Annotated in this window: 20 protein-coding genes; 13 read left to right on the top strand and 7 right to left on the bottom strand. The window is 59.9% G+C overall.

Going from position 1 to position 24,634, the window contains the following annotated elements; all coding sequences use genetic code 11:
- On the top strand, positions 1-326 hold a 326-nt coding region (locus tag BLP82_RS21450), incomplete at its 5' end, for a transposase (RefSeq protein ID WP_139197840.1).
- 197 nt (positions 327-523) lie between these two features.
- Here the strand turns inward: BLP82_RS21450 and BLP82_RS21445 are convergent.
- The gene (locus BLP82_RS21445; protein ID WP_060738827.1) at positions 524-1,999 is read right to left on the bottom strand and encodes an inorganic phosphate transporter; all 1,476 of its coding nucleotides are present in this window, start codon (positions 1,997-1,999) and stop codon (positions 524-526) included.
- Between the two features lie 365 nt (positions 2,000-2,364).
- Positions 2,365-2,565: a hypothetical protein gene (locus BLP82_RS21440; RefSeq protein WP_003184509.1), complete on the bottom strand. Its 201-nt coding sequence runs from the start codon at positions 2,563-2,565 to the stop codon at positions 2,365-2,367.
- A 576-nt stretch (positions 2,566-3,141) separates the two neighbouring features.
- On the opposite strand from BLP82_RS21440, the gene pcaR reads away from it, so the two are divergent.
- The 11 genes from pcaR to pcaC all read left to right on the top strand — a co-directional run bounded on the left by pcaR (position 3,142) and on the right by pcaC (position 14,301).
- Complete coding sequence (pcaR, locus tag BLP82_RS21435) at positions 3,142-3,984, top strand: pca regulon transcriptional regulator PcaR (protein WP_092172715.1); 843 nt, start codon at positions 3,142-3,144, stop codon at positions 3,982-3,984.
- Positions 3,985-4,125: 141 nt separating this feature from the next.
- Entirely contained in the window at positions 4,126-5,472 is a 1,347-nt protein-coding gene (locus BLP82_RS21430; protein ID WP_072409758.1) for a 4-hydroxybenzoate transporter PcaK, read from the top strand.
- 285 nt (positions 5,473-5,757) lie between these two features.
- The gene (locus BLP82_RS21425; RefSeq protein ID WP_092172712.1) at positions 5,758-6,618 is read left to right on the top strand and encodes a CoA transferase subunit A; all 861 of its coding nucleotides are present in this window, start codon (positions 5,758-5,760) and stop codon (positions 6,616-6,618) included.
- On the top strand, positions 6,615-7,394 hold the full coding sequence (locus tag BLP82_RS21420; RefSeq protein ID WP_092172709.1) for a CoA-transferase subunit beta: 780 nt from the start codon (positions 6,615-6,617) through the stop codon (positions 7,392-7,394). The genes BLP82_RS21425 and BLP82_RS21420 overlap by 4 nt, the downstream gene beginning before the upstream one ends.
- Positions 7,391-8,596, top strand: coding sequence for a 3-oxoadipyl-CoA thiolase (gene pcaF / locus BLP82_RS21415; protein ID WP_170842358.1), 1,206 nt, complete (start codon positions 7,391-7,393; stop codon positions 8,594-8,596). Before BLP82_RS21420 ends, pcaF begins: the two co-directional genes overlap by 4 nt.
- A gap of 37 nt (positions 8,597-8,633) precedes the next feature.
- On the top strand, positions 8,634-9,338 hold the full coding sequence (gene pcaH / locus BLP82_RS21410; protein WP_092172703.1) for a protocatechuate 3,4-dioxygenase subunit beta: 705 nt from the start codon (positions 8,634-8,636) through the stop codon (positions 9,336-9,338).
- 1 nt (position 9,339) lies between these two features.
- Complete coding sequence (gene pcaG, locus BLP82_RS21405; RefSeq protein WP_092172700.1) at positions 9,340-9,906, top strand: protocatechuate 3,4-dioxygenase subunit alpha; 567 nt, start codon at positions 9,340-9,342, stop codon at positions 9,904-9,906.
- A 258-nt stretch (positions 9,907-10,164) separates the two neighbouring features.
- Positions 10,165-11,463: an MFS family transporter gene (locus BLP82_RS21400; RefSeq protein WP_092172698.1), complete on the top strand. Its 1,299-nt coding sequence runs from the start codon at positions 10,165-10,167 to the stop codon at positions 11,461-11,463.
- A 241-nt stretch (positions 11,464-11,704) separates the two neighbouring features.
- Positions 11,705-13,069: a 3-carboxy-cis,cis-muconate cycloisomerase gene (locus tag BLP82_RS21395; RefSeq protein WP_092172695.1), complete on the top strand. Its 1,365-nt coding sequence runs from the start codon at positions 11,705-11,707 to the stop codon at positions 13,067-13,069.
- Positions 13,070-13,081: 12 nt separating this feature from the next.
- A complete protein-coding gene (pcaD, locus tag BLP82_RS21390) occupies positions 13,082-13,897 on the top strand; it encodes a 3-oxoadipate enol-lactonase (RefSeq protein ID WP_092172692.1) in 816 nt (271 codons plus the stop codon).
- Positions 13,898-13,908: 11 nt separating this feature from the next.
- Complete coding sequence (pcaC, locus tag BLP82_RS21385) at positions 13,909-14,301, top strand: 4-carboxymuconolactone decarboxylase (RefSeq protein ID WP_092172689.1); 393 nt, start codon at positions 13,909-13,911, stop codon at positions 14,299-14,301.
- Between the two features lie 205 nt (positions 14,302-14,506).
- Here pcaC and BLP82_RS21380 read toward each other — a convergent pair whose 3' ends face one another.
- From BLP82_RS21380 to BLP82_RS21365, 3 genes are all read right to left on the bottom strand, one after another.
- The gene (locus BLP82_RS21380) at positions 14,507-15,760 is read right to left on the bottom strand and encodes an OprD family porin (RefSeq protein ID WP_092172686.1); all 1,254 of its coding nucleotides are present in this window, start codon (positions 15,758-15,760) and stop codon (positions 14,507-14,509) included.
- 890 nt (positions 15,761-16,650) lie between these two features.
- Positions 16,651-16,881, bottom strand: a complete 231-nt coding sequence (locus tag BLP82_RS21370; protein ID WP_256573476.1) for a bacteriocin immunity protein — start codon at positions 16,879-16,881, stop codon at positions 16,651-16,653.
- Positions 16,882-16,898: 17 nt separating this feature from the next.
- Complete coding sequence (locus BLP82_RS21365) at positions 16,899-19,001, bottom strand: S-type pyocin domain-containing protein (RefSeq protein WP_170842356.1); 2,103 nt, start codon at positions 18,999-19,001, stop codon at positions 16,899-16,901.
- Positions 19,002-19,508: 507 nt separating this feature from the next.
- Here BLP82_RS21365 and BLP82_RS21360 point away from each other — a divergent pair.
- Positions 19,509-19,871: a DUF6124 family protein gene (locus BLP82_RS21360; protein ID WP_092172674.1), complete on the top strand. Its 363-nt coding sequence runs from the start codon at positions 19,509-19,511 to the stop codon at positions 19,869-19,871.
- A gap of 144 nt (positions 19,872-20,015) precedes the next feature.
- Here the strand turns inward: BLP82_RS21360 and adeC are convergent, their stop codons facing one another.
- The gene (gene adeC, locus BLP82_RS21355) at positions 20,016-21,473 is read right to left on the bottom strand and encodes an AdeC/AdeK/OprM family multidrug efflux complex outer membrane factor (protein WP_092172671.1); all 1,458 of its coding nucleotides are present in this window, start codon (positions 21,471-21,473) and stop codon (positions 20,016-20,018) included.
- On the bottom strand, positions 21,470-24,634 hold the full coding sequence (gene emhB / locus BLP82_RS21350; RefSeq protein ID WP_092172668.1) for an efflux RND transporter permease subunit EmhB: 3,165 nt from the start codon (positions 24,632-24,634) through the stop codon (positions 21,470-21,472). The genes adeC and emhB overlap by 4 nt, the downstream gene beginning before the upstream one ends.

Here is a 24,634-nt window from a genome sequence, read left to right as displayed (position 1 = left end):
CCAACCAAGCGTTGATGACGGTCTACTTGATGAAGGCTGAACTCAAAACACTCTGGACCCCGAGTACTGCCTGGGGTTGGCGATCGGCCTGGAAGCAATGGCTGCGCCATGCGCATGAAAGCGAAATACCAGCTCTGATCCAGTTCGCCAAACGGCTAAAGGGTTACTGGCGGGGCATCGTGAGCCGGGTTCGCTGGCCGATGCACACCGGTCAGTTGGAAGGAATAAACAATCGAATAAAGGTCATCAAGCGGATGGCGTACGGTTACCGGGATAGCGAATTCTTTTTCATGAAGATCAAGAGCGTCTTTCCCGGTAATCCGTGAAGAACCTTTTTTTTTGCCGATTTCCGGTATATACAAATCAAAATGTGGGAGCGGGCTTGCTCGCGAAGGCGTTGTGTCAGTTACTCATACATTGACTGACACACCGCCTTCGCGAGCAAGCCCGCTCCCACATTGGTTTTGGGCATAAAAAAGGTGCGAACCGCAAGGGGTCGCACCTTTTTTGTCAGCCGCTGGAATCAGCTGCCCAGGGCCTTGGACGCCAGCCAGAACAGCCCGGCCGACAGGGCCACCGTCGCCGGCAGGGTCAACACCCAGGCCAGCAGGATGTTGCGCACGGTGCCACCTTGCAGGCCGCTCTTGTTGGCGACCATGGTGCCGGCCACGCCCGAGGACAGGACGTGGGTGGTGGAAACCGGCAGGCTGAAGATGTTCGCCGCGCCGATCATGCACGCCGTGGTGATCTGCGCCGACATGCCCTGGGCGTAGGTCATGCCTTGCTTGCCGATCTTCTCGCCGATGGTCAGCACTACACGCTTCCAGCCGATCATGGTGCCCAGGCCCAGCGCCAGGGCGACCGCCAGGATCACCCAGAACGGAGCGTACTCGGTGGTGGCGGTCAGGTCCTTGCGCAGTTTGTTCAGGTCGTCTTTCTCACGAGCGGCCAGGCCCGGCAACTTGCCGACCTTCTTCGCCGTGTCGTCCAGGCAAAGCAGGTAGCGACGAACCTCGATGCGTCGTTCAGACGGCAGCGAATGGTAGTCCGCCACGCCTTTGAGCGTGTCGAGCAGGGCATTGATGGTCGGTTCGGTCTGTTGCGGGTTGCAGCGGAATTTCTCCGGCAGATCGCCTTCCACGCTTTTGCCCAGCGCCAGGAATTCACCCAGGGACTCGTTGTTGCGTTGATAGAACTGGCTCAAGTGCAGCGTCGCGTCTCGGGTCCGTTCGATCTGGTAGGTGGTGCTGCCCAGGTCGAGTACGAACTGCGCCGGCACGATACCGATCAGCACCAGCATGATCAGGCCGATACCTTTCTGGCCATCGTTGGAACCGTGAACAAAGCTGACGGCCATGGCCGAGATCACCAGTACCAGGCGATTCCAGAACGGCGGGTGCTTCTTGTCGTCGATCTGGCGGCGCTGTTCCGGCGTCTTGTGCATCTTCGACAGCGGGCGCCACCATTTCAGGCCGATCAGCACCAGGGCGGCGATCAGGAAACCGGCCATGGGCGAGAACACCAGGGAGGCGCCGATATCGATCGCCTTCTGCCAGTTCACCCCGTCGGCCAACGGGATATCGTTGATCAGCGCATTGGCCAGGCCCACGCCGAGGATCGAACCGATCAACGTGTGGGAACTGGACGCCGGGATACCGAAGTACCAGGTGCCCAGGTTCCAGGTGATGGCCGCTGCGAGCAGCGAAAACACCATGGCCAGCCCGTGTCCGGTGTTCACATTGATCAGCAGCTCCACGGGCAGCAGGTGAACGATGGCGTACGCCACCCCCACGCCGCCCAGCAGCACACCGAGGAAATTGAACACACCGGAAAAGAACACCGCCAGGTGAGGCGGCATGGCTTTGGTGTAGATAACAGTGGCAACCGCGTTAGCGGTGTCATGAAAGCCGTTGATGAACTCGAAGGCGAGGACAAAAGCCAGGGCGAGCAAGAGGCTCACAAGCACCCAAGCATCCAGTCCGCTGAATAAATCGATCATGAAGGTTTTCTGACCCGGTCGTAAGGGGGCGCGATTATGCCAGAAAACCTCGGTAATCGATGCACTGCCTGCTCATCGGTAACATTCTTCAACGAAATATTTTGTAGGAAAGCCTCAAGCGCGAGGTTTTCCGCGGGGTGCGTAACCCCTTGATTCAGGGGCGCAAAGCGCATCCGAGCTGGATCTCCGCCAGCTGTAGGACGCCTCAAGGAATTGTATGAAATATCTGAAAAGGAGGTCGGCCAGGGCCTTCCCGATTGTCTGACGGGTGGCGGATGGCGGCCCGCTCATGGCGGGCGTGCGCTATGGCCTCCGGCCAGGGTGGCGGTCGGAGACCTCTTCACAAGAACATCGGGCCCGGAGCGTCACTGCTCTTCGGCTTTGAGTTCTTTTTCCATTTTCTGAAGTTCCTGGGTGAAAGCCTGGTCCTGAACGGTGGCGCGCTTACGCCAGGGTTTGCGTTCCGGTTCAGGTTGCGCGGCGTAGGTGGTGACTTCTCCGCCGTAAACTTCCTTGTAACGTTGTTCCTGGCGCTCAAGTTCCGCGCGCAGTTCGTCTTTCGTCACAGTTCTACCTAAATTAAATGAAGTTGAATCTGGTGATACGCACTGCATGAGGGCATGCAGACGGCCACGGCACCAGAGCTGACAGCTGACGTAGCATCAGGCTTCGCGTTGTTGCCAAACAGGGGAAGCGACCATGAAGGTGCTTCGGGCACCAGGGTCTCGACCACGATGCCTGCGTACGGGAACGGTCGATTGGCCGTACCGTCGCTGTTTGGCATTATAGCGGCCCAGCCGAATAACACTATCGGGAAAAAGTAAAAGGTGTTGTTGTTGTGTGAACTCATGTTTGTATGTGCAACTTGTACAGCCGCTCGCAGAAGATCCCGGCTAGTGCCGTTATCCAGAAACCGTTCCCGCCGACAAGTTCAATATTGCTAACGTTGTCGCGTCAAACCGTGTCTCACTGTTTCCCGCAAACTTACTATCGACTGCGTCCGCGGCAGGCCGCTATTTGGCGCCTGGTCTGATTGCGATTATCGGTCGGCGGTTCGATAATCGAACGATCTTGGCCGGCGGCCCTTGCTTGCCCATTGGGCAGCCGTTTGAATAGCCGTCACTCCCGGGGAAGGATCAGACATGAACGACCAATTGCGCAATGCCTTCACGTCCGTAGCGCCACCGATCGTCGCCTCGCCGGCCAAACGGATCCAGGCCCTGACCGGTGATCCCGATTTCATGACGTCCCTGGCCCGCGGGTTGGCGGTGGTCCAGGCCTTCCAGGAGCGCAAGCGGCACCTGACCATCGCCCAGATCAGCCACCGCACGGAAATTCCCCGCGCCGCCGTCAGACGTTGCCTGCATACCTTGATCAAGCTTGGCTACGCCACTACGGATGGGCGGACCTATTCGCTGCTGCCCAAAGTGCTGACCCTCGGTCACGCCTATCTGTCCTCCACACCCCTGGCCGTTTCTGCCCAGCCGTACCTGGACCGCATGAGCGAGCAACTGCACGAAGCCTGCAACATGGCCACGCTCGAAGGCGACGACATTCTCTACATCGCCCGTTCCGCCACCACCCAGCGCCTGATTTCGGTGGACCTTTCAGTAGGCGGGCGCCTGCCAGCCTATTGCACTTCGATGGGCAGGATCCTCCTGGCGGCCCTGGATGATGCGTCGCTGCGCGATTACCTCGACCACGCCGACCTGCAAGCCAAGACCAGCCGCACTTTGCATACACCCGAAGCGTTGCTCGAGTGTCTGCAACAGGTGCGGCAGCAGGGCTGGTGCATCGTCGACCAGGAACTGGAACAGGGCCTGCGTTCGATTGCCGTGCCGGTGTACGACGCTTCCGGTCAAGTGGTGGCCGCGCTCAACGTCAGTACCCATGCCGGGCGGGTCAGTCGCAATGAGCTGGAACAGCGCTTCCTGCCAGGCCTGCTGGGGGCCAGTCGCAACCTGAGCGCGCAACTGTTCACTTAAGCTGTTCGATAAACGCACACAGTCGGCGGCGATGAATTGACGGTATTTGCCTGGCCTCATTAATGTCGCGCAGCGTCATCCGGCGTGTTTCGCCGGTCTCTGATTCGTTCGCCTGCGTTTCTTGCGTGGAATAAAAATAAAATGAACCAGCCCCAGACCTCCGTAGGTCACTGCCTCGATGTGCAGTCCTTCATCAATGCCCAACCCATTTCGCGCTATCAGTGGCGGGTGGTGATCCTCTGTTTCCTGATTGTATTTCTCGACGGCCTCGATACTGCGGCCATGGGGTTCATCGCCCCGGCCTTGTCCCAGGACTGGGGCATCGATCGCGCCAGCCTCGGCCCGGTGATGAGCGCCGCGCTGATCGGCATGGTGTTTGGCGCACTGGGCTCCGGGCCGCTGGCTGATCGCTTCGGGCGGAAAGTCGTACTGGTGGGCGCGGTCCTGCTGTTTGGCGCGTTCAGCCTGGCGTCGGCCTACAGCACCAACGTCGATCAATTGCTGGTATTGCGTTTCCTGACCGGCCTGGGCTTGGGCGCCGGCATGCCGAACGCCACTACCTTGCTTTCGGAATACACTCCGGAACGCAAGAAGTCCCTGCTGGTGACCAGCATGTTCTGCGGCTTCAACCTGGGCATGGCCGGCGGCGGGTTCATCTCCGCCAAGCTGATACCGGCGTTTGGTTGGCACAGCCTGCTGCTGATTGGCGGGATCCTGCCGTTGATCCTGGCGGTGGTGTTGCTGTTCTGGCTGCCGGAGTCGGCGCGTTACCTGGTGGTGCGCAATCGCGGTACCGACAAAGTGCGCAAGACCCTGGCGCCGATCGAGCCACACACGGTTGCCCAAGCGACGAGCTTCAGCGTGCCGGAACAGAAAACCGTGAAAGCCCGCAACGTGCTGGCGGTGATTTTCTCCGGCACCTACAGCGCCGGCACCTTGCTGCTGTGGCTGACCTATTTCATGGGCCTGGTGATCGTCTACCTGCTGACGAGTTGGCTGCCGACCTTGATGCGCGACAGCGGCGCGAGCATGGAACAGGCCGCGTTTATCGGCGCGTTGTTTCAATTCGGGGGTGTGTTGAGCGCCGTCTTCGTTGGTTGGGCAATGGACCGGTTCAATCCGCACAAGGTCATCGGCCTTTTCTACCTGATGGCCGGGTTGTTTGCCTACGCGGTGGGGCAGAGCCTGGGCAACATCACCTTGCTCGCCACCCTGGTGTTGGTGGCCGGCATGTGTGTCAACGGTGCGCAATCGGCGATGCCTTCCCTGGCGGCGCGTTTCTACCCGACCCAGGGCCGGGCCACCGGTGTCTCGTGGATGCTGGGCATCGGTCGCTTCGGCGCGATCCTCGGGGCCTGGATGGGCGCGACCCTGCTGGGCCTGGGCTGGAACTTCGAACAGGTCCTGACCGCCCTGGTCATTCCGGCGGCCCTGGCGACCACGGCGGTGGTGATCAAAGGCATGGTCAGTCATGCGGATGCGACATGAGTTGGTGATATTTCCCCTGTGGGAGCGGGCTTGCTCGCGAATGAGGTTTGTCAGGCGGTACTACTTTGTCTGACCCACTGCATTCGCGAGCAAGCCCGCTCCCACAGGGATCTCTGTGTACTTGGATAAATCGATAGCCAAACAACAATCTGTTCGATAAACGAACACTCAGTCGATTATCGGATTGTTTGGCCTTTTCCCGAAGCTTAATCTTCCAGTCACTCCGGCGCTTAACCTCGCGCCTTTTTCTTCATGTCGGTCTACTGGAAAACGGGAGCCTGCCCCATGGCTGAAATCCTTTCGCTGCACGACGCGGTGAAGCAATTCGTCAACGACGGCGATACCGTCGCGCTCGAAGGCTTCACTCATCTGATTCCTACGGCGGCGGGTCATGAAATCATTCGCCAGGGCAAGAAAGATCTGACCCTGGTGCGCATGACACCTGACTTGATCTACGACCAGTTGATCGGCGCCGGTTGTGCTCGCAAATTGATTTTCTCCTGGGGCGGCAACCCTGGTGTCGGGTCGTTGCACCGTTTGCGCGATGCCGTGGAGAAACAATGGCCGCATCCGCTGGAGATCGAGGAACACAGCCACGCCGACCTGGCCAACGCCTACGTCGCCGGCGCCTCCGGCCTGCCATTCGCGGTGTTGCGGGCCTACGCCGGCTCTGACCTGCCGAAGGTCAACCCGCTGCTCAAGAGCGTAACCTGTCCCTTCACCGGTGAAGTATTGGCCGCCGTGCCTTCGGTGCGCCCTGATATCACGGTGATCCACGCCCAGAAAGCCGACCGCAAGGGCAACGTGCTGCTGTGGGGCATTCTCGGTGTGCAGAAAGAAGCCGCCCTGGCCGCCAAGCGTTGCATCGTCACCGTGGAAGAAATTGTCGACGACCTGAATGCGCCGATGAACGCCTGCGTACTGCCGACCTGGGCGTTGAGCGCGGTGTGCCACGTACCGGGCGGTGCCCATCCGTCCTACGCCCACGGCTACACCGAACGTGACAATCGTTTTTATCAAGCGTGGGATCCGATCGCTCGGGACCGTGAGACGTTTACTGCATGGATCAACGAATACATCCACGGCACTCGGGATTTCAGTGAATTCCAGGCCAAACTGGCAGCCGCTTCGCAGGTGAAACCATGACCTACTCCACCAACGAAATGATGACCGTCGCCGCGGCGCGTCGCTTGAAAAACAATGCCGTGTGCTTCGTTGGCATCGGCCTGCCGTCGAAAGCGGCGAACCTGGCGCGGCTGACCTCGTCGCCAGACGTCGTGCTGATCTACGAGTCCGGCCCGATCGGTGCCAAGCCCAGCGTGCTGCCGCTGTCCATCGGCGACGGTGAACTGGCGGAAACCGCCGATACCGTCGTACCGACCGGTGAGATTTTCCGCTACTGGCTGCAGGGCGGGCGTATCGACGTCGGTTTCCTTGGCGCGGCCCAGGTCGACCGTTTCGGCAACATCAACACCACGGTGGTGGGCGACTACCATCAGCCGAAAGTCCGCCTGCCGGGTGCCGGTGGCGCACCGGAAATCGCTGGCTCGGCCAAGAGCGTGTTGATCATCCTCAAGCAGTCGGCGCGTTCGTTTGTCGACAAGCTGGATTTCATCACTTCGGTCGGCCATGGTGAAGGTGGCGATTCGCGCAAGCGTCTCGGTCTGCCGGGCGCAGGGCCCGTGGGTATCATCACCGACTTGTGCATCATGGAGCCGGAAGCCGGCACCCATGAATTCGTGGTCACTGCGCTGCACCCCGGCGTGACCCGCGAGCAAGTCATTGCTGCCACTGGCTGGGCGATCCGCTTCGCCGACCAGCTGCAGACCACCGCCGAACCGACCGAGGTGGAGCTGCGTGCACTGCGCGACCTTGAAGCTCGCACCGCGGCGGCCCACGGCCAGGCACCGGGAGAAGCCTGATGCGCGACGTTTATATCTGTGATGCGATTCGAACCCCCATCGGTCGATTTGGCGGCGGTTTGTCCGCGGTCCGCGCCGATGACCTGGCGGCTGTGCCGATCAAGGCACTGATGGAACGCAACCCATCGGTGAACTGGAACGCGTTGGACGAGGTGTTTCTCGGTTGCGCCAACCAGGCTGGCGAAGACAACCGCAACGTGGCGCGCATGGCGCTGCTGTTGGCGGGCCTGCCGCAGAGCATTCCCGGTGTGACTCTCAATCGTCTTTGCGCCTCGGGCATGGACGCCATCGGCACCGCATTCCGCGCCATCGCCAGCGGCGAAATGGAACTGGCGATCGCGGGCGGTGTGGAGTCGATGTCCCGTGCGCCGTTCGTGATGGGCAAGGCTGACACCGCGTTCTCCCGCAACATGAAGCTGGAAGACACCACCATCGGCTGGCGCTTCATCAACCCGTTGATGAAAGCCCAGTACGGTGTGGACGCGATGCCGCAGACCGCCGATAACGTGGCTGATGACTACGCCGTGTCCCGCGCCGACCAGGACGCTTTCGCCTTGCGCAGCCAACAGCGCACGGCGGCGGCCCAGGCGGCGGGTTTTTTCGCCGAAGAAATCGTGCCGGTGCGCATCGCCCATAAGAAAGGCGAAACCGTGGTCGAGCAGGACGAGCATCCTCGCGCCGACACCACGCTGGAGACCTTGGGCAAACTCAAACCGGTAAACGGGCCGGACAAAACCGTCACCGCCGGCAACGCATCAGGCGTGAACGACGGCGCAGCGGCGCTGATCCTGGCCTCGGCCGAAGCGGTGAAAAAACATGGCCTGACGCCTCGCGGCAAAGTGCTGGGCATGGCCAGTGCCGGCGTCGCGCCACGGGTGATGGGCATCGGCCCGGTACCGGCGGTGCGCAAACTCACTGAGCGCCTGGGCCTGGCGGTCGCCGATTTCGACGTGATCGAACTCAATGAAGCGTTTGCCAGCCAGGGCCTGGCGGTGTTGCGTGATCTGGGGCTGGCGGACGATGCGCCGCAGGTCAACCCGAACGGCGGCGCCATCGCCCTTGGCCATCCCCTGGGCATGAGTGGGGCGCGTTTGGTGATGACGGCGTTGCACCATCTGGAAAAGACCGGCGGCAAGAAAGGCCTGGCGACCATGTGTGTCGGCGTCGGCCAGGGTCTGGCATTGGCCATTGAACGCGTCTGACGCGTCGCTCTACTAATAAGAAACCGAGGAATGCTTCATGACTGACAAGCCTGGTTATCGTCGCCCCCAAGCGGGCACCCAGCCGGAGTATCTGCACCCGCCGTACCAGTCCACCAACCTGCGCTCGCCGTCCAAGCCATTGGTGTTCCTGCCGCATTCGTTGTCGGAAATCACCGGCCCGATTGTCGGCGCCGACCGCGTGCAGGAAAAGGATCATGACCTGACCGCCCAGCATGCCGGCGAGCCACTGGGTGAACGGATCATCATTCACGGGCGCGTGCTGGATGAGCACGGCCAGCCGGTGCCAGGCATCCTGGTGGAAATCTGGCAGGCCAACGCCGCCGGTCGCTACAACCATGACCGTGACAACCATGACGCGCCGCTGGACCCGAATTTCACCGGCACCGGTCGCACCGTCACCGACGCCGACGGCTGGTATCAGTTCCAGACCATCAAGCCCGGCGCTTATCCATGGGGCAACCACCACAACGCCTGGCGCCCGGCGCATATCCATTTCTCCCTGTTCGGGCCGAGCATCCTGACGCGCCTGGTGACGCAGATGTACTTTCCTGGCGATCCGTTGCTCGAATACGACCCGATCTACAACTGCGTGCCAGACACAAGTGCCAAGGAACGCCTGATCGCCCGTTTCGACCTGGAAAAAACCGTCCCTCACTACGCCCTCGGTTACCGCTGGGACATCGTCTTGCGCGGCCGCGATGCCACGCCGATGGAGAAATAAGATGACGCTCACCGCCACCACGTCCCACACCGTTGGCCCGTACTACCACATCGGCCTGACCTGGCTGAACCGCGAAGACCTGACCGTCGCCGAAACCCTCGGCCAACGCGTGGCGATCACCGGGCAGGTGGTCGATGGCAACGGCCAGTTCGTCAACGACGCGATGCTGGAAGTCTGGCAGGCCAACGCCGCCGGTAAATACGCCCATCCGGAAGACGACCAGGACAAACCCCTGGACCCGCACTTCGAAGGCTTTGGCCGGGTGCCGGTGGATGCTGAAGGGCGCTTCCGATTCACCACCATCAAGCCGGGCACTGTGCCAGGGTTGAACGGTACGACCCAGGCACCGCATCTGGTGGTGCTGGTGTTCGCTCGCGGGCTGGTCAAGCATTTGCTGACGCGTATCTACTTCGATGGCGAACAGGCCAACGAAACCGACCCGCTGCTGGCCTGCGTACCCGAGGAGCGTCGCGCCACGATCGTGAGCAAGCCCGATGCGTCGGGTGTGTATCAATGGAACGTGATCCTGCAGGGCACAGATGCCGAGACGGTGTTCTTCGATTACTGAATGTTGACAGGCGATGATCGCTCCCACGCTCCGCGTGGGAATGCTGCCCGTGACGCTCTGCGTCACATCCAGAGCCGAACGCAGAGCGTCCGTTGAGGCGTTCCCACGCGGAGCGTGGGAACGATCATCGCCCTTGTGGGAGCGAGCTTGCTCGCGATGGCGGCGCTACAGGCGCTACTGCTTGAAAGACTGTTTGTGGAACGGGTCTGTTACGAAGTGTGTCTAGACTTTGTCCATTCCCCAACGAGTGAATAATCCATGGCCACCCCAATCATCAGCCACTACACCGGCGAAGAACGCAGCAAGCGCATCTTTGCCATCGTCGGTGCTTCATCCGGCAACCTGGTCGAATGGTTCGACTTCTACGTCTATGCGTTCTGCGCGATCTATTTCGCGCCGGCGTTCTTCCCGTCCGACAACCCCACGGTGCAACTGGTCAACACGGCCGGTGTATTCGCCGCCGGGTTCCTGATGCGGCCCATCGGCGGCTGGATTTTTGGCCGGGTGGCGGACCGTCACGGGCGCAAGAATTCGATGATGATCTCGGTGCTGATGATGTGCTTCGGCTCGTTGCTCATCGCCTGCCTGCCCACCTACAAGGACATCGGCGTCTGGGCGCCGGTGCTGCTGTTGTTCGCGCGTTTGCTGCAGGGCCTGTCGGTGGGCGGCGAATACGGCACCACCGCCACCTACATGAGCGAAGTCGCCCTCAAGGGCCAGCGCGGTTTCTTCGCCTCGTTCCAGTACGTGACGTTGATCGGTGGGCAACTGCTGGCGGTGTCGCTGGTGGTGATCCTGCAACAGTTTCTCAGCGAAGATGAACTGCGTGCCTACGGCTGGCGGATCCCGTTCGTGGTCGGCGCCGTGGCCGCGTTGATTTCACTCTTCCTGCGGCGGTCCCTGAAGGAAACCAGTAGCAAGGAAATGCGTGAGAACAAGGACGCTGGCAGCATCGCGGCGCTGTTTCGCGACCACAAGGCCGCGTTCATCACCGTGCTGGGCTACACCGCCGGCGGTTCGCTGATTTTCTATACCTTCACCACGTACATGCAGAAATACCTGGTGAACACCGCCGGCCTGCACGCCAAGACCGCCAGCTACATCATGACTGGCGCGCTGTTCCTGTACATGTGCATGCAGCCGTTGTTCGGCATGCTGGCGGACAAGATCGGCCGACGCAATTCCATGCTCTGGTTCGGTGCCCTGGGGGCGCTGTGCACAGTGCCGATCCTGCTGACCCTCAAAAGCATCAGCAGCCCGTTCCTGGCGTTTATCCTGATCACGCTGGCGCTGGCGATCGTCAGTTTCTACACCTCCATCAGTGGCCTGGTGAAAGCCGAGATGTTTCCACCTGAAGTGCGAGCGCTGGGAGTAGGGTTGGCCTATGCGGTGGCCAATGCGATTTTTGGCGGATCGGCCGAATACGTCGCCTTGAGCCTGAAGGCCCAAGGCATGGAGAACGCCTTTTATTGGTATGTCACGGTGATGATGGTCGTGGCGTTCCTGTTCAGCCTGCGCCTGCCCAAGCAACCGGCGTATTTGCACCACGACCTTTGAATCCACCTGATCATTTGAGGCTTGTTTGAGTCATTGTGGCCAGAGATTGTTGTGGCGAGGGGATTTAGCGAAACGTCGCACCGCCCCGCTGGGGCGCGAAGCGGCCCTAAATATCAGCAACTGGGTCTGTCAGACAGATTGTGTTGCTGCTTAGGGGCTGCTGCGCAGCCCAGCGGGGATAAATCCCCTCGCCACAACAATCTCCTAGCCACAGGAACATTTACCTTCCCAAGGACTGTTTATGAGCGAACGACCGGGCAATCAGCTGTTCGATGCCTACTTCACCGCCCGCGACATGCGCGAGGTGTTCTGCGATGCGGGGCGGGTCCAGGCCATGCTGGATGTCGAAGCCGCCTTGGCCCGGGCGGAGGCGCGGGTCGGGTTGATTCCGCAAAGCGCCGTGGCGTCGATCGAGCAGGCTTGTCGTGCCCAGTTGTACGATTTTTCGGCACTGAGCGAAGCGATCGCCAGCGCTGGCAATTCGGCGATCCCGTTGGTCAAGGCGTTGGGCAAGCGCATCGCCGCCGAGGATGCCGAAGCCGAGCGCTACGTGCACCTGGGCGCCACCAGCCAGGACGTGATGGACAGCGGGCTGGTGCTGCAACTGCGCCAGGCGTTGGGCCTGATCGAGGGCGAGTTGGCGCAACTGGCCGCCATCCTGGCCCGACAAGCCGAACGCTACGCCGCCACACCGTTGGCCGGGCGCACCTGGCTGCAACACGCCACGCCGGTGACCCTGGGGATGAAAATCGCCGGTTGGCTGGGGGCGATCACCCGCAGTCGCCAACGCTTGAAAGAGCTCAAACCACGCTTGCTGGTGCTGCAATTTGGCGGTGCTTCCGGAACCCTCGCCGCCTTGGGTGAACACGCCTTGCCCGTCGCCGAAGCCTTGGCCGTCGAACTGCAACTGACCTTGCCGGAGCAGCCGTGGCACACCCAGCGTGATCGCCTGGTGGAGTTCGGTTCAGTGCTGGGCCTGATCGCCGGCAGCCTGGGCAAATTGGGCCGCGACATCAGCCTGTTGATGCAAACCGAGGCCGGAGAAGCCTTCGAACCCTCCGCCCCGGGCAAGGGCGGTTCGTCCACCATGCCGCACAAGCGCAATCCGGTGGGCGCGGCGGTATTGATCGGCGCGGCGACGCGGGTACCGGGTTTGTTGTCGACGCTGTTCAGCGCCATGCCTCAGGAGCACGAGCGCAGCCTGGGCCTGTGGCACGCCGAGTGGGAAACCTTGCCGGAAATCTGCTGCCTGGTCTCCGGTGCCTTGCAACAGGCGCGACTGCTGGCCGAAGGGCTGGAAGTGGATGCGGCGCGCATGGCCCGCAATCTGGAACTGACCCACGGGCTGGTGCTGGCCGAAGCGGTGAGCATTGTCCTGGCCCAGCGTGTCGGGCGCGATACCGCCCATCATTTGCTGGAGCAATGTTGCAAGCGCGCCGTGGCCGAACAGCGGCATCTGCGCGAGGTGCTGGGAGACGAACCCCAGGTCACCGCGCAGCTATCGGCGACCGAACTTGATCATCTGCTCGACCCGGCGCACTACCTCGGACAAGCCCAGACCTGGGTCGCTCGAGCCGTGGCCGAACACCTTGCCTTGAACGCCTGAAAGGAGATTGTTGTGGGATTCGTCAAACTCGCCGAGGGCGATCTGAACTATTGTTTTGATGAGCAGCGATTGGACGGGCCACCAGACGCCCCGGTACTGCTGCTCTCCAACTCACTGGGCACTGATTTGCACATGTGGGACGAGCAGGTCGCGGCCTTCAGCGAATACTTTCGCGTGCTGCGTTTCGACACTCGCGGCCATGGTCAATCGCTGGTCACCGAAGGCCCCTACAGCATCGAACAGCTGGGTCGCGACGTGCTGGCGATGCTCGATCAGTTGAGCATCGACAAGGTGCATTTCTGTGGATTGTCCATGGGCGGGTTGATCGGCCAGTGGTTGGGGATCAATGCTGGCGAGCGCCTGCACAAACTGGTGGTGTGCAACACCGCCGCCAAGATCGGCGACCCGTCGGTGTGGAACCCGCGCATCGAAACCGTGCTGCGCGATGGCAAGGCGGCAATGGTGGCGCTGCGCGATGCTTCGATCGCCCGCTGGTTTACCGCGGATTTTGCCGAAGCTCATCCTGCGAAGGTGAAGAAAATCACCGACATGCTCGCCGCCACTTCGCCCCAGGGCTACGCAGCCAACTGTGCGGCCGTGCGTGATGCCGATTTTCGTGAGCAATTGTCGTTGATCCGTGTGCCGCTGTTGGTGATCGCCGGTACCGAAGACGCGGTGACGCCGCCGTCGGGGGGGCATTTCATCCAGGCGCGGGTCAGCGGGGCCGAGTATGCCGAGTTCCATGCCGCGCACCTGTCCAACGTCCAGGCCGGCGCTGCGTTCAGCGCGCGGGTGCTGGATTTCCTGCTTGATTCCAGCCGCGCCTGAGGAGTTTTTTTGTGGACGAGAAACAACGTTACGATGAAGGCATGCAAGTACGCCGCGCGGTACTGGGCGATGCCCACGTCGACCGCAGCCTCGATGCCCTGACTGAGTTCAACAGCGAATTCCAGGAGATGATCACCCGCCATGCCTGGGGCGACATCTGGACCCGCCCGGGCCTGCCGCGCCACACCCGCAGCCTGATCACCATCGCCATGCTGATCGGCATGAACCGCGCCGAAGAACTCAAGCTGCACCTGCGCGCCGCTGCCAACAATGGGGTGAGCCGCAGCGAGATCAAGGAAGTGATCATGCAGAGCGCCATCTACTGTGGCATCCCGGCAGCCAACGCCACCTTCCACCTGGCCGAGTCGGTGTGGGACGAACTGGGCGTCGAGTCGCGGGATTAAGGGGGCACCTCATTCCCTGTGGGAGCGGGCTTGCCCGCGAAAGCGGTGGGCCAGTCGGCGAGATGCTGACTGTGCCGCCGCCATCGCGAGCAAGCTCGCTCCCACACTGGATCTTCAGTGAGCACAAGTTTTGTGCGCTGCACTGATCCCTGTGTGCGAGCTTGCTCGCGATGACGGTGGTACAACCTCCATCCATGTTTGGCTTCTACAGCAGGCTGATCGGATAGCTGATGATCAACCGATTCTCATCAAACTCGTTGGTGCTGTAGTCCCGACGCATCGTTGAGTTACGCCACTTCACATTCAGGCTCTTCAGTGCGCCGCTCTGCACGATGTAGGCCAGCTCACTTTCCCGACCCCATTCCTTGCCATCGTCGACCGTGGCGGTGTGCACGTTGTCACCGCTGATGTAGCGGTTCATCAGGGTCAGGCCCGGCACGCCGACGGCGGCGAAGTTGAAGTCGTGGCGCAGTTGCCAGGATTTTTCCTTGGCGTTGTCGTAGCTGGAGTTGTAGCTGTCGTTGGCCAGGGTGCCGCCGCTGGTGCCGTTGACGCGCATCCAGGCATCATCACCGCCGACTTTCTGCAGGCCGACGTAGAAGGTGTTGCCCCCGTATTTGGCCGAGAGCATGGCGAACGCGGTTTTGTTGTCCAGGTCGCCGGCCAGTGCGCTGCCGTCTTCCTTGCCGATGAAGTAGCCGAGGTTGGCGCCCAGGGTCCAGTCGCCGATGGGCTGGCTGTGGGTCAGGTTGAAATACTGCTGTTGGTAGATGTCGGACAGTTCCGCGTACCACACACCGACCTGGGTGCGTTTTTCGTTGAAGGCGTATTCACCGCCACCGAAGTTGAAACGGTCGGAGGTGAACGCGCCGCGGCCGTTCATGGACATGTCTTCCATGCTTGCGTCGTTGCGCGGGCTGTTGCCACGGAACTGGCCGCCGTAGAGGCTCAGGCCGTTGATTTCGGTGGAGGTCACTTGGCCGCCACGGAAGGTCTGGGGCAGGGAGCGACCGTCGTCGGAGCGCAGGATTGGCAGCACTGGCATCCATTCGCCGACCTTCAACTCAGTCTTCGACACCTTGGCCTTCAGGGCCACGCCCAAACGGCCGAAGTCGTCGGCCGGGCGACCGTCGTCATGCACTGGCAGCAACTGCGTACCCGCCGTGCCGCGACCGCCGTCGAGCTTGACCGAGTACATCCCCAGTATGTCCACGCCGAAACCGACCACGCCCTGGGTGAACCCGGACTTGGCGTCGAGGATGAAACTCTGGGTCCATTCCTCGGCCTTGCCCTGGGCGTTGTTCGGGTTGGTGAAGTTGCGGTTGAAATAGAAGTTACGCAGGTTCAGCGTGGCCTTGGCATCTTCGACAAACCCCGACTCGGCAGCCAGGACGGGCAGGGCGGAGCCGGCCAGGGCAACAGCGATGAGGCTGGGAAACAGGTGCTGTGTGGGCTTCATGAACGTTTTCTCTAATTGTTGTGGGCGAAGCAAGTCGTTGCCACGACCTCGGGTCGCAGACAGAATGGTGGATAACAGGGGCGCTGATCGAGAATCAGCCGGGCGCGGCGGGGCGTAGAGGCATGGCATCGAACCTGATGTTATTGGTTTTGTGCGAGCGATGGTGAAGGGCAGGGCGGGATGGCTTCAATTGGCGATTGCGGGTTTTGGGCGATTATCGAACGGCAAAATGGCTGATCAAATGGCCCAACACTTGCGGCAAGGAATATTCACAAATCTCATATCCACCGCTGAACCCCTGTGGGAGCGGGCTTGCTCGCGAAAGCAGTGAATCAGCTTGCATCAATGTTGAATGTTCCGACGCATTCGCGAGCAAGCCCGCTCCCACAGGACTGTGGTCGATCTCCAATTTTCGACTCCACACCAACCCAGCGTGGCGAGGGAGCTTGCTCCCGCTGGCCTGCGAAGCAGGCCCCTGCGTTCCTTCAGGCAAACCGCAGGGTCAGGTCTTGCGACTGCTGCGCAGCCGAGCGGGAGCAAGCTCCCTCGCCACGGGATTTGGGGTGTCTGGGCTGACGTCATCGCGAGCAAGCTCGCTCTCACACAGGTGCCGCTACATTCCTGAATCCTCGTCTCACCATAATTCTCTGTGGGAGCCGAGCTTGCTCGCGATAGCGGTGGATCAGCTTGCACCGATATTGAATGGTCCGACGCTTTCGCGGGCAAGCCCGCTCCCACACGGTTCTGCGTCGTTCATGGATCTTTCGTCCACCACAAATTCCTGTAGGAATGAGCTTGCTCGCGATAGCACCAGAACATCCAACGAAGGTGTCGACTGAGCCCTTTTTACCGCAGATGCTGGCGATAAAAGGAAGGCTTTCGCGTAAAAATCAGGATTGCTTGAATCCCGGTTTTCCATTGGCGGCGCGCCAGTTTTTAATTTCGTTTACTACTGCCTCAGGATTATCTTTTCCTGCTTCAGGATAGTAGATTAGGTCGGCTTTATAGGGGTGCTCTGTAATTCTTATGAACTCCAATACAGCTTCGGTCTGCTCATTTTCCGAGTCATGCTGCGATTCGAAAATTTTTATAACAAAAGCTAAAAATTCAGACTCGGTCATGTCTGTTAGTAATCGACTCATTGCATTTTCTCTCTATGAATTTCTATATGGCGCTTGGGGGTGGTGATATTGATGTTGTCCAGGCCAAACACCTCGCCGCCTTGAGACAGATATTTCTTGTGATGCAGTTCATACCTGATACGTGCTCCAGCGTATTCAGTCCGTACAACAAAAGGTGCATTACCTTTCCTCATCTCTACACGGTTGGCTGAGCTGAATTGTTGAGCAATAATCGGATCGTTAGCAACTGCTTTCCAGAATGTCTTTCTAAAATTCTTGAAATTTCTAAATTTTTTTCCTCTCAACTGACGCGCGATTTGTAATGGAATGGGGGCTCCTTCACCTTCTGATGCAGCTTCCAGCCACACTCCTAACACTGGAGCGCCAACACCCCACGAAACCCCAGGATCTTCTCTCCGATCTCTGAACATAACGTACAGAGGCGGTAGACCTGAGTCGATTGGGAAAACAAAAACATAGTCATCAAAACTGCTTTCGGCGACCTCAGGAAATGAATCGATTCTTCCCACGATGGGCGTTACTGAGGCACCTGTATAAATAAGCGGCGAAGGTGATTCGGTGGGAAGTTTCGTGGAGACGTCACCGGGTTTAACAAAAGGGGTCCATGTCAAGGTTGTTGACGGCGCGTTTTCAATCGTGGCGGTGTAAATATTTTGCTGGGCATCATAGGTAGCCGCCATAACCCTGACTTTGGGAAGATTGGATAGGCCGTCGGCTTTGACCACGAGAAGTTCTGACTGGCCATCTGCTGCGTTTCTGGAACTTAGGCGCACAGGTAAGTCAATCGTCTTGCCGGCAGCGGCTAGGGCGTGCAGATCGCGGTCTTGCAACGGCACCAAATCTGAAAGGGGTGTACTAAAGGCAAAACGCTCCGGTAACTCGCCGTTTGCCAACTTTGGCGAATAAACCAGCGCAGCAATCCCTACAAAAAAACCAGACGCGGTGCCCGCCAAAACATCTGCCAACGATGCAATTGCCAGTTGGATAGCTCTGCCCAAACCTGAAGCTGCGCCTTCAACCGCTGCAATCGTTCCGGCTGATGTAACGATCATCGGCTGGGTAGCAGCCACAGCTCCAGCTATATGGAACTGATTGGCTTTGGCAAGATCAGGTTCGCGGTTGAGGCGCCCCGCGTGCAACCCAGGCACGCGAGCTTGATGGTTAATCTCCTCCGTCAAAGCATCGATACGCTGTTTGGTAGGCGATTCAAGGAGACTAGTGTTGTGGGTTCTGGTGGGAAAATGGTCGAGCCGGATTCGTTCTTCTATGTTGCTTTTATGTTGAGGCGGATTTTCGTTGAATATTTCTTCAAGATCGTGCCGTATTTCCATAGGCAGGGCAGCGTCTTTGTGTCGGATCGTAGTTATGGAGGGAATCAGACTTTGCTGCACTGTGACAAGAGAAGGCGTGAGTCCCTGTTGGTTAGATAACGTATCGATGTGCTCCTGAAGATTCTTTCGTTTTTCAGCATCAATCGTTGTACGGGCAGAGGTCATTGCTTGTAATTTTTCATTCAGAATTCTGATTTCTTCGGTCAGGACCTTCGCTGTGTAAGCTGCGGTGATGGACCGTAACCATCTGTTGTAAACATCTGTTGATGGCTCTCTGCTCCCTTGAAGTATGTTTACAAAGTCAACTGCATTTTTCTTGATGTTTTTATGGAATGGATCTCTTGCAAAGAAAGTGGTGGCGGTGACCAAGCTGTTCTGCAGCTCGCTTCGTTTACGTGCGATGATCTGATCAATAACCTCTTTTTCAAGAGCGTGTATTCCCGCGGCTGCTCCGATAGCCGTGACTATTTCATGGTCAAGTTTTGCTTTCAGAATTCCTACGTAGGAATTGTAGGACTTTTCTAAATGATCTTGTTGGGTGGCGATGGTGACGACCACCGCCATAGTCAAGGATTCGGATTTAATATTTTTTTTCTTGAAGAAATTCTGAATTTCTGCAATTTCTACGACTGTTCCGCTCCATGGTAAGGGTCTCGAAATATAGCCGGGTGACTGCGTGGACAGAGGCGGGTGCGATGATGGTAGCTCGGGTTTTATGATCGTTGGAGGCAGTTCAATTTGTAGAGGCGGTCCTTTGGGGTTCTGCATAAGCCTTCCTGGCATTGAAGTAGAGGTAGGGCTTAATAAATTAGTTTTGCTTGTTCCGAGGGACAACCTTAAAAGTTCGTCGGAAAATTCTTGGTGATTGTCAGAACGTCCTACGCTTCAGTGGTTTTTTCTTGTAGTTCTTTTCTTCATCCCTACTTGAGCAATTCGTTTAAGGGAGGGAAAAGTTTGCGGTGGATGTCTGACAGACGTGCCGATTTTTCCGACAATCTTTTAGGGTTGCCGTTAGGACGTCGCATCCTTAGCCTGTTGTAGTCGCTGCGCATCCAGCGACCGGGACTGCAAGCCCGCCGAATTTGTTAGGCGCCTAGCCGCGCCCCTATAATCCATGGCGACTTTTGGGTGCCATCGTTTTATGGTGGCTGTGTGCGGGAGACCTTCGGGTCTGCCGAGGTTGCCTAACGACTCGGTCTTGCAGACCCGCATACAGCTGCCACCTATCATCTGCAAGTGATGCTGGCGGCTCTCATTTTCGTTAGGAGTACTACCATGATCAAAGAAACACCTAATCCCCCAGCGTCTGGATCCACCTTCCCCTACAACGACCCCGATCCAGAAAAGCTCCAAGAGGCCGCAGACCGGGCACTCGATTACCATCTGGGCACAAATTCCGATCCCAAACCAAAGCCCACATCCAAATCCACACAGATTTTCACCGTCATCGATACCATCGACACCGAGTGCCTATTGGCGAACCTCAGTGAAACCCTGGCCTCGGCCAATGCCATGCTCGGTGACCTGACGTTCGACCTGAACGGCTCGCGGCGGCATGTCGTGCTTGGCGTGGTGCAGATGAATGAACTGAGTGAGCTGTTGGTCAATCGAGCGTTGGATATCGTCGATCCGCGTTAACCTGCCGCCTCGGTTCATTAGGCTTTTTTGGGGTTGCTGCGCAACCCAACGGGGATAAATCCCCTCGCCACAGGTTGGCGTCAGGCCTTGGGTGAACAAAAAGCCCACCTTCCGGTGGGCTTCTTGTTCAGCGTTCAAGCACGATCAGAACAGCCGGGTCTTGGGCGCCTCTTCCTTCACCGGCTCGTTCTTGCCCGTCTCGGCATTCCAGCCACCGCCCAGTGCCTTGTACAAATTGACCTCGCTGGTCAGTTGCGCAAGGCGGTCAGTGATCAGCGACTGTTGCGCGCTGAACAACTGGCGCTGGGCATCGAGGAAGGTCAGGTTACTGTCGACGCCGATGCGGTAGCGACGCTCGGCCAGGCGGTAGTAGTCCTGGTTGGCGGCGACGAAGTCGGTCTGGGCCTGCAACTGTTCGTTGTAGGTCTGGCGCGCGGCCAGGCCGTCGGAGACTTCCTGGAACGCTGTCTGAATCGACTTCTCGTACTGCGCGACGTTGATGTCTTTCTGGATCTTGGCGTAGTCCAGGCTTGCCCGCAGGCTGCCGGCGTTGAAGATCGGCAGGTTGATTTGCGGCGCGAAGGTCCAGGTGCCCGAACCACCCTTGAACAGGCCGGACAGGTCCGGGCTCAGGGTGCCGGCGTTGGCCGTCAGGCTGATGCTCGGGAAGAACGCGGCCCGCGCGGCGCCGATGTTGGCGTTTGCGGCCAGCAGGTTGCGTTCGGCCTGGAGGATGTCCGGACGACGTTGCAGCAAGTCTGACGGCAGCCCGGCCGGCACTTTGCTGAGCAGGTCATCGCTCAGCGGTTGCGAGTTCAGGTTGGCCGGCAGGCCGGTGCCCAGCAGCAGGGTCAGGCTGTTTTCGTCCTGGGCGACCTGGCGAGTGTAGCGGGCCAGTTGCACGCGGGCGTTTTCCACCGCGGTACGCGCCTGGCTCAGGTCCAGGGCCGAGGCCACGCCGACTTCGGCGCTGCGCGAGGTCAGCTTGAAGCTTTGCTCGTAGGCCCCGAGGGTTTCCTGGGTCAGCTTGAGCAGTTCCTTGTCGGCCTGCCAGGTCAGGTAGGCATTGGCGACGTTGGCCACCAGGCTGATCTGGGTGCTGCGGCGGGCTTCTTCGGTGGCGAAGTAGCTTTGCAACGCTTGCTCGCTCAGGCTGCGAACCCGACCGAACAGGTCCAGTTCATAGGCGCTGATGCCCAGGGTGGCCGAATAGGAACTGCTGATCGCCGCTTCGCCGGTTTGCGAAGCCCGTGCCGGTACCCGCTGACGGCTGCCGGAACCGGTGGCCGAGACCGCCGGGAACAGGTCAGCCCGTTGGATGCGGTATTGCGCGGCGTAGGCATCGATGTTCAGTGCCGCGACGCGCAGGTCGCGGTTGTTTTCCAGGGCGACCTGGATCAGCTGTTGCAGCGCCGGGTCATGGAAGAACTGCTTCCAGCCTTGCTCGGCAGCGGCCTGGCCGGGCGCCTTGGCTGCCTCGTAGGCCGGCCCTTGCGGGTATTGCGCCGCGACCGGTGCTTCGGGCCGCTGATAGTCGGGGATCAGCGAGCAACCGCTGAGCACGACGGCGGCGATGGTCAGGGAGAGGAGCGACTTGCTCATTGGCCAGCCTCTTTAGAAGTTTCAGGAGTATCGTCCTGGTCCGCATTTTTGCGACGACCTATCGACGACACGGTCACGAAGAACAAGGGCACCCAGAAGATTGCCAGGATGGTGGCGGTCAACATGCCGCCGATTACACCGGTGCCGATGGCGTGCTGGCTGCCCGAGCCGGCGCCGGTGGAAATCGCCAGCGGGACTACGCCGAGGACGAACGCCAGCGAGGTCATGATAATCGGCCGCAGACGCATCCTACAGGCTTCGATGGCGGCTTCCACCAGCGTTCGCCCTTGTTCGTGGAGTTCCTTGGCGAATTCCACGATCAGAATGGCGTTTTTCGCCGCCAGGCCGATGGTTGTCAACAGGCCCACCTGGAAGTACACATCGTTGGACAGGCCGCGCAAGCTGGTGGCCATCAAGGCGCCGATGATCCCCAGTGGCACCACGAGCATGACCGCGATCGGAATCGACCAACTTTCATACAGCGCCGCCAGGCACAGGAACACCATCAGCAGCGACAGGGCGTACAGCGCTGGCGCCTGGGAACCCGACAGACGTTCCTCATAGGACAGGCCCGTCCAGGAAATACCCACGCCGGCCGGCAGCTTCTTGGCGATGGCTTCGACTTCGGCCATGGCTTCACCGGTGGAGTAGCCCGGTGCCGGGGTACCGAGGATCTCCATCGCTTCCACACCGTTATAACGCGCCAGTTTCGGCGAGCCATAGACCCACTCGCCCTTGGCGAACGCAGAGAACGGCACCATGGTCCCGGCGCTGTTGCGCACGTACCACTTCTTCAGGTCCTCGGGGCTCATGCGCGAGTTCGGCTGGCCCTGGACGTACACCCGCTTCACCCGACCGCGGTCGATGAAGTCGTTCACATAGTTACTGCCCAGTGCAATCGACAGGGTGTTGTTGATCTCCGAGAGTGTGATGCCCAGCGCGCTGGCCTTCTCGTCATCGATTTCCAACTGGTATTGCGGTTCATCATTCAGACCGTTCGGACGGACCTGGGCCAGCACCTTGCTCTGGGACGCCATGCCCAGGAACTGGTTACGGGCTTCCATCAGCTTGTCGTGGCCGATGCCGGCACGGTCCTGCAGGAACACGTCGAAACCGGTGGCGTTACCCAGTTCCATCACCGCTGGCGGGGCGAAGGCGAACACCATGGCGTCGCGGAAGGTGAAGAAGTGTTGCTGGGCGCGGCCAGCGATCTTGAACACGGTGTTGTCAGCGTTACGCTCTTCCCACGGCTTGAGCATGATGAATGCCAGGCCCGAGCTTTGGCCGCGACCGGCGAAGTTGAAGCCGGTCACGGTGAACACCGAGGCCACACCGTCGCCTTCGCCGCCGTCCTTGCTGGGGCGCAGCAGGAACTCGCGCATATTGTCCACCACCACCTGGGTGCGCTCGGCACTGGAGCCGGCCGGTGTCTGTACCTGGGCAAACAACACGCCCTGGTCTTCTTCGGGCAGGAACGCCGTCGGGATGCGGGTGAACAGCCAGACCATGCCGACCACGATGATCACGTAGACCAGCAGGTACGGGGCCTTGTGCTTGAGCATATTGCCCACGCCACGTTCGTAGCTCCTGACGCCACGGTCGAAGGTGCGGTTGAACCAGCCGAAGAAGCCGCGTTTCGGCGTGCCGTGCTCGCCTTTCGGAATGGCCTTGAGCATGGTGGCGCACAGGGCGGGGGTGAAGATCAGTGCCACCAGTACCGACAGGGCCATGGCCGAGACGATGGTGATGGAGAACTGCTTGTAGATCACACCGGTGGACCCGCCGAAGAACGCCATCGGCAGCAGTACCGCCGAGAGCACCAGGGCGATACCCACCAGGGCCCCCTGGATCTGCCCCATGGACTTCTTGGTGGCTTCCTTGGGCGACAGGCCTTCTTCGCTCATCACCCGTTCGACGTTTTCCACCACGACGATGGCGTCGTCCACCAGCAAGCCGATGGCCAGCACCATGCCGAACATGGTCAGGGTATTGATACTGAAGCCGAATGCCGCGAGGATCCCGAAGGTGCCCAGCAGTACCACCGGCACCGTCATCGTGGTGATGATGGTGGCGCGGAAGTTCTGCAGGAACAGGAACATCACCAGGAACACCAGCACGACCGCTTCGACCAGGGTCTCGACCACGCCTTTGATCGATTCGCTCACCACCGGGGTGGTGTCGTACGGGAACACCACTTCCAGGCCTTGCGGGAAGAATGGCTTGAGATCGTCGACGGTCTTGCGCAGGGCCTTGGCCGTGTCGAGGGCGTTGGCGCCGGTGGCGAGCCTCACCGCCAGCCCGGAAGCCGGGAGGCCGTTGAACTGGGCGTTGATGCTGTAGTTTTCACCGCCGAGGGCGACATCCGCCACATCGCCGACACGCACTTGCGAGCCGTCCGGATTGACCTTGAGCAAGATGGCCTTGAACTGCTCGGCGGTCTGCAGGCGGGTCTTGCCGATGATGGTGGCGTTCAGTTGCTGGCCGGGCATGGCAGGCAGGCCGCCGAGCTGGCCGGACGCGATCTGGACGTTCTGCGCGGAAATGGCCGTGCTCACATCCACCGGGGTCAGGTTGAAGTTGTTCAACTTGGCCGGGTCGAGCCAGATGCGCATGGCGTACTGGGCGCCGAAGACCTGGAAGTCACCGACACCGGCGGTGCGCGAGATCGGGTCCTGCATGTTGGACACGATGTAGTTGGACAAGTCTTCCCGGGTCATGCTGCCGTCACGCGATACCACGCCGATCACCATCAGGAAGTTTCTCACTGACTTGGTGACGCGGATGCCCTGTTGCTGCACTTCTTGCGGCAGCAATGGGGTGGCCAGGTTCAGTTTGTTCTGGACCTGGACCTGGGCGGTATCGGAGTTGGTGCCCTGCTCGAAGGTCGCGGTGATGGTCATGCTGCCGTCGGAGTTACTTTCCGAGGACACATAACGCAGGTTGTCGATACCGTTGAGCTGCTGCTCGATGACCTGCACCACGGTGTCCTGCACGGTTTGCGCGGACGCACCCGGGTAGGTCACCTGGATCGCAATGGCCGGCGGCGCGATGCTCGGGTACTGGTTGATCGGCAACTTGAGGATCGAAAGGGCCCCGACCAGCATGATCACCAGGGCGATTACCCAGGCGAAAATCGGACGGTCGATAAAAAATTTCGACAT

The sequence above is a fragment of the Pseudomonas sp. NFACC37-1 genome, assembly GCF_900101575.1.
GTDB lineage: Bacteria > Pseudomonadota > Gammaproteobacteria > Pseudomonadales > Pseudomonadaceae > Aquipseudomonas > Aquipseudomonas fluorescens_AA.
The sequence above is the reverse complement of the archived record's forward strand: the minus strand, read 5'-3'. Positions and strand labels throughout refer to the sequence as shown.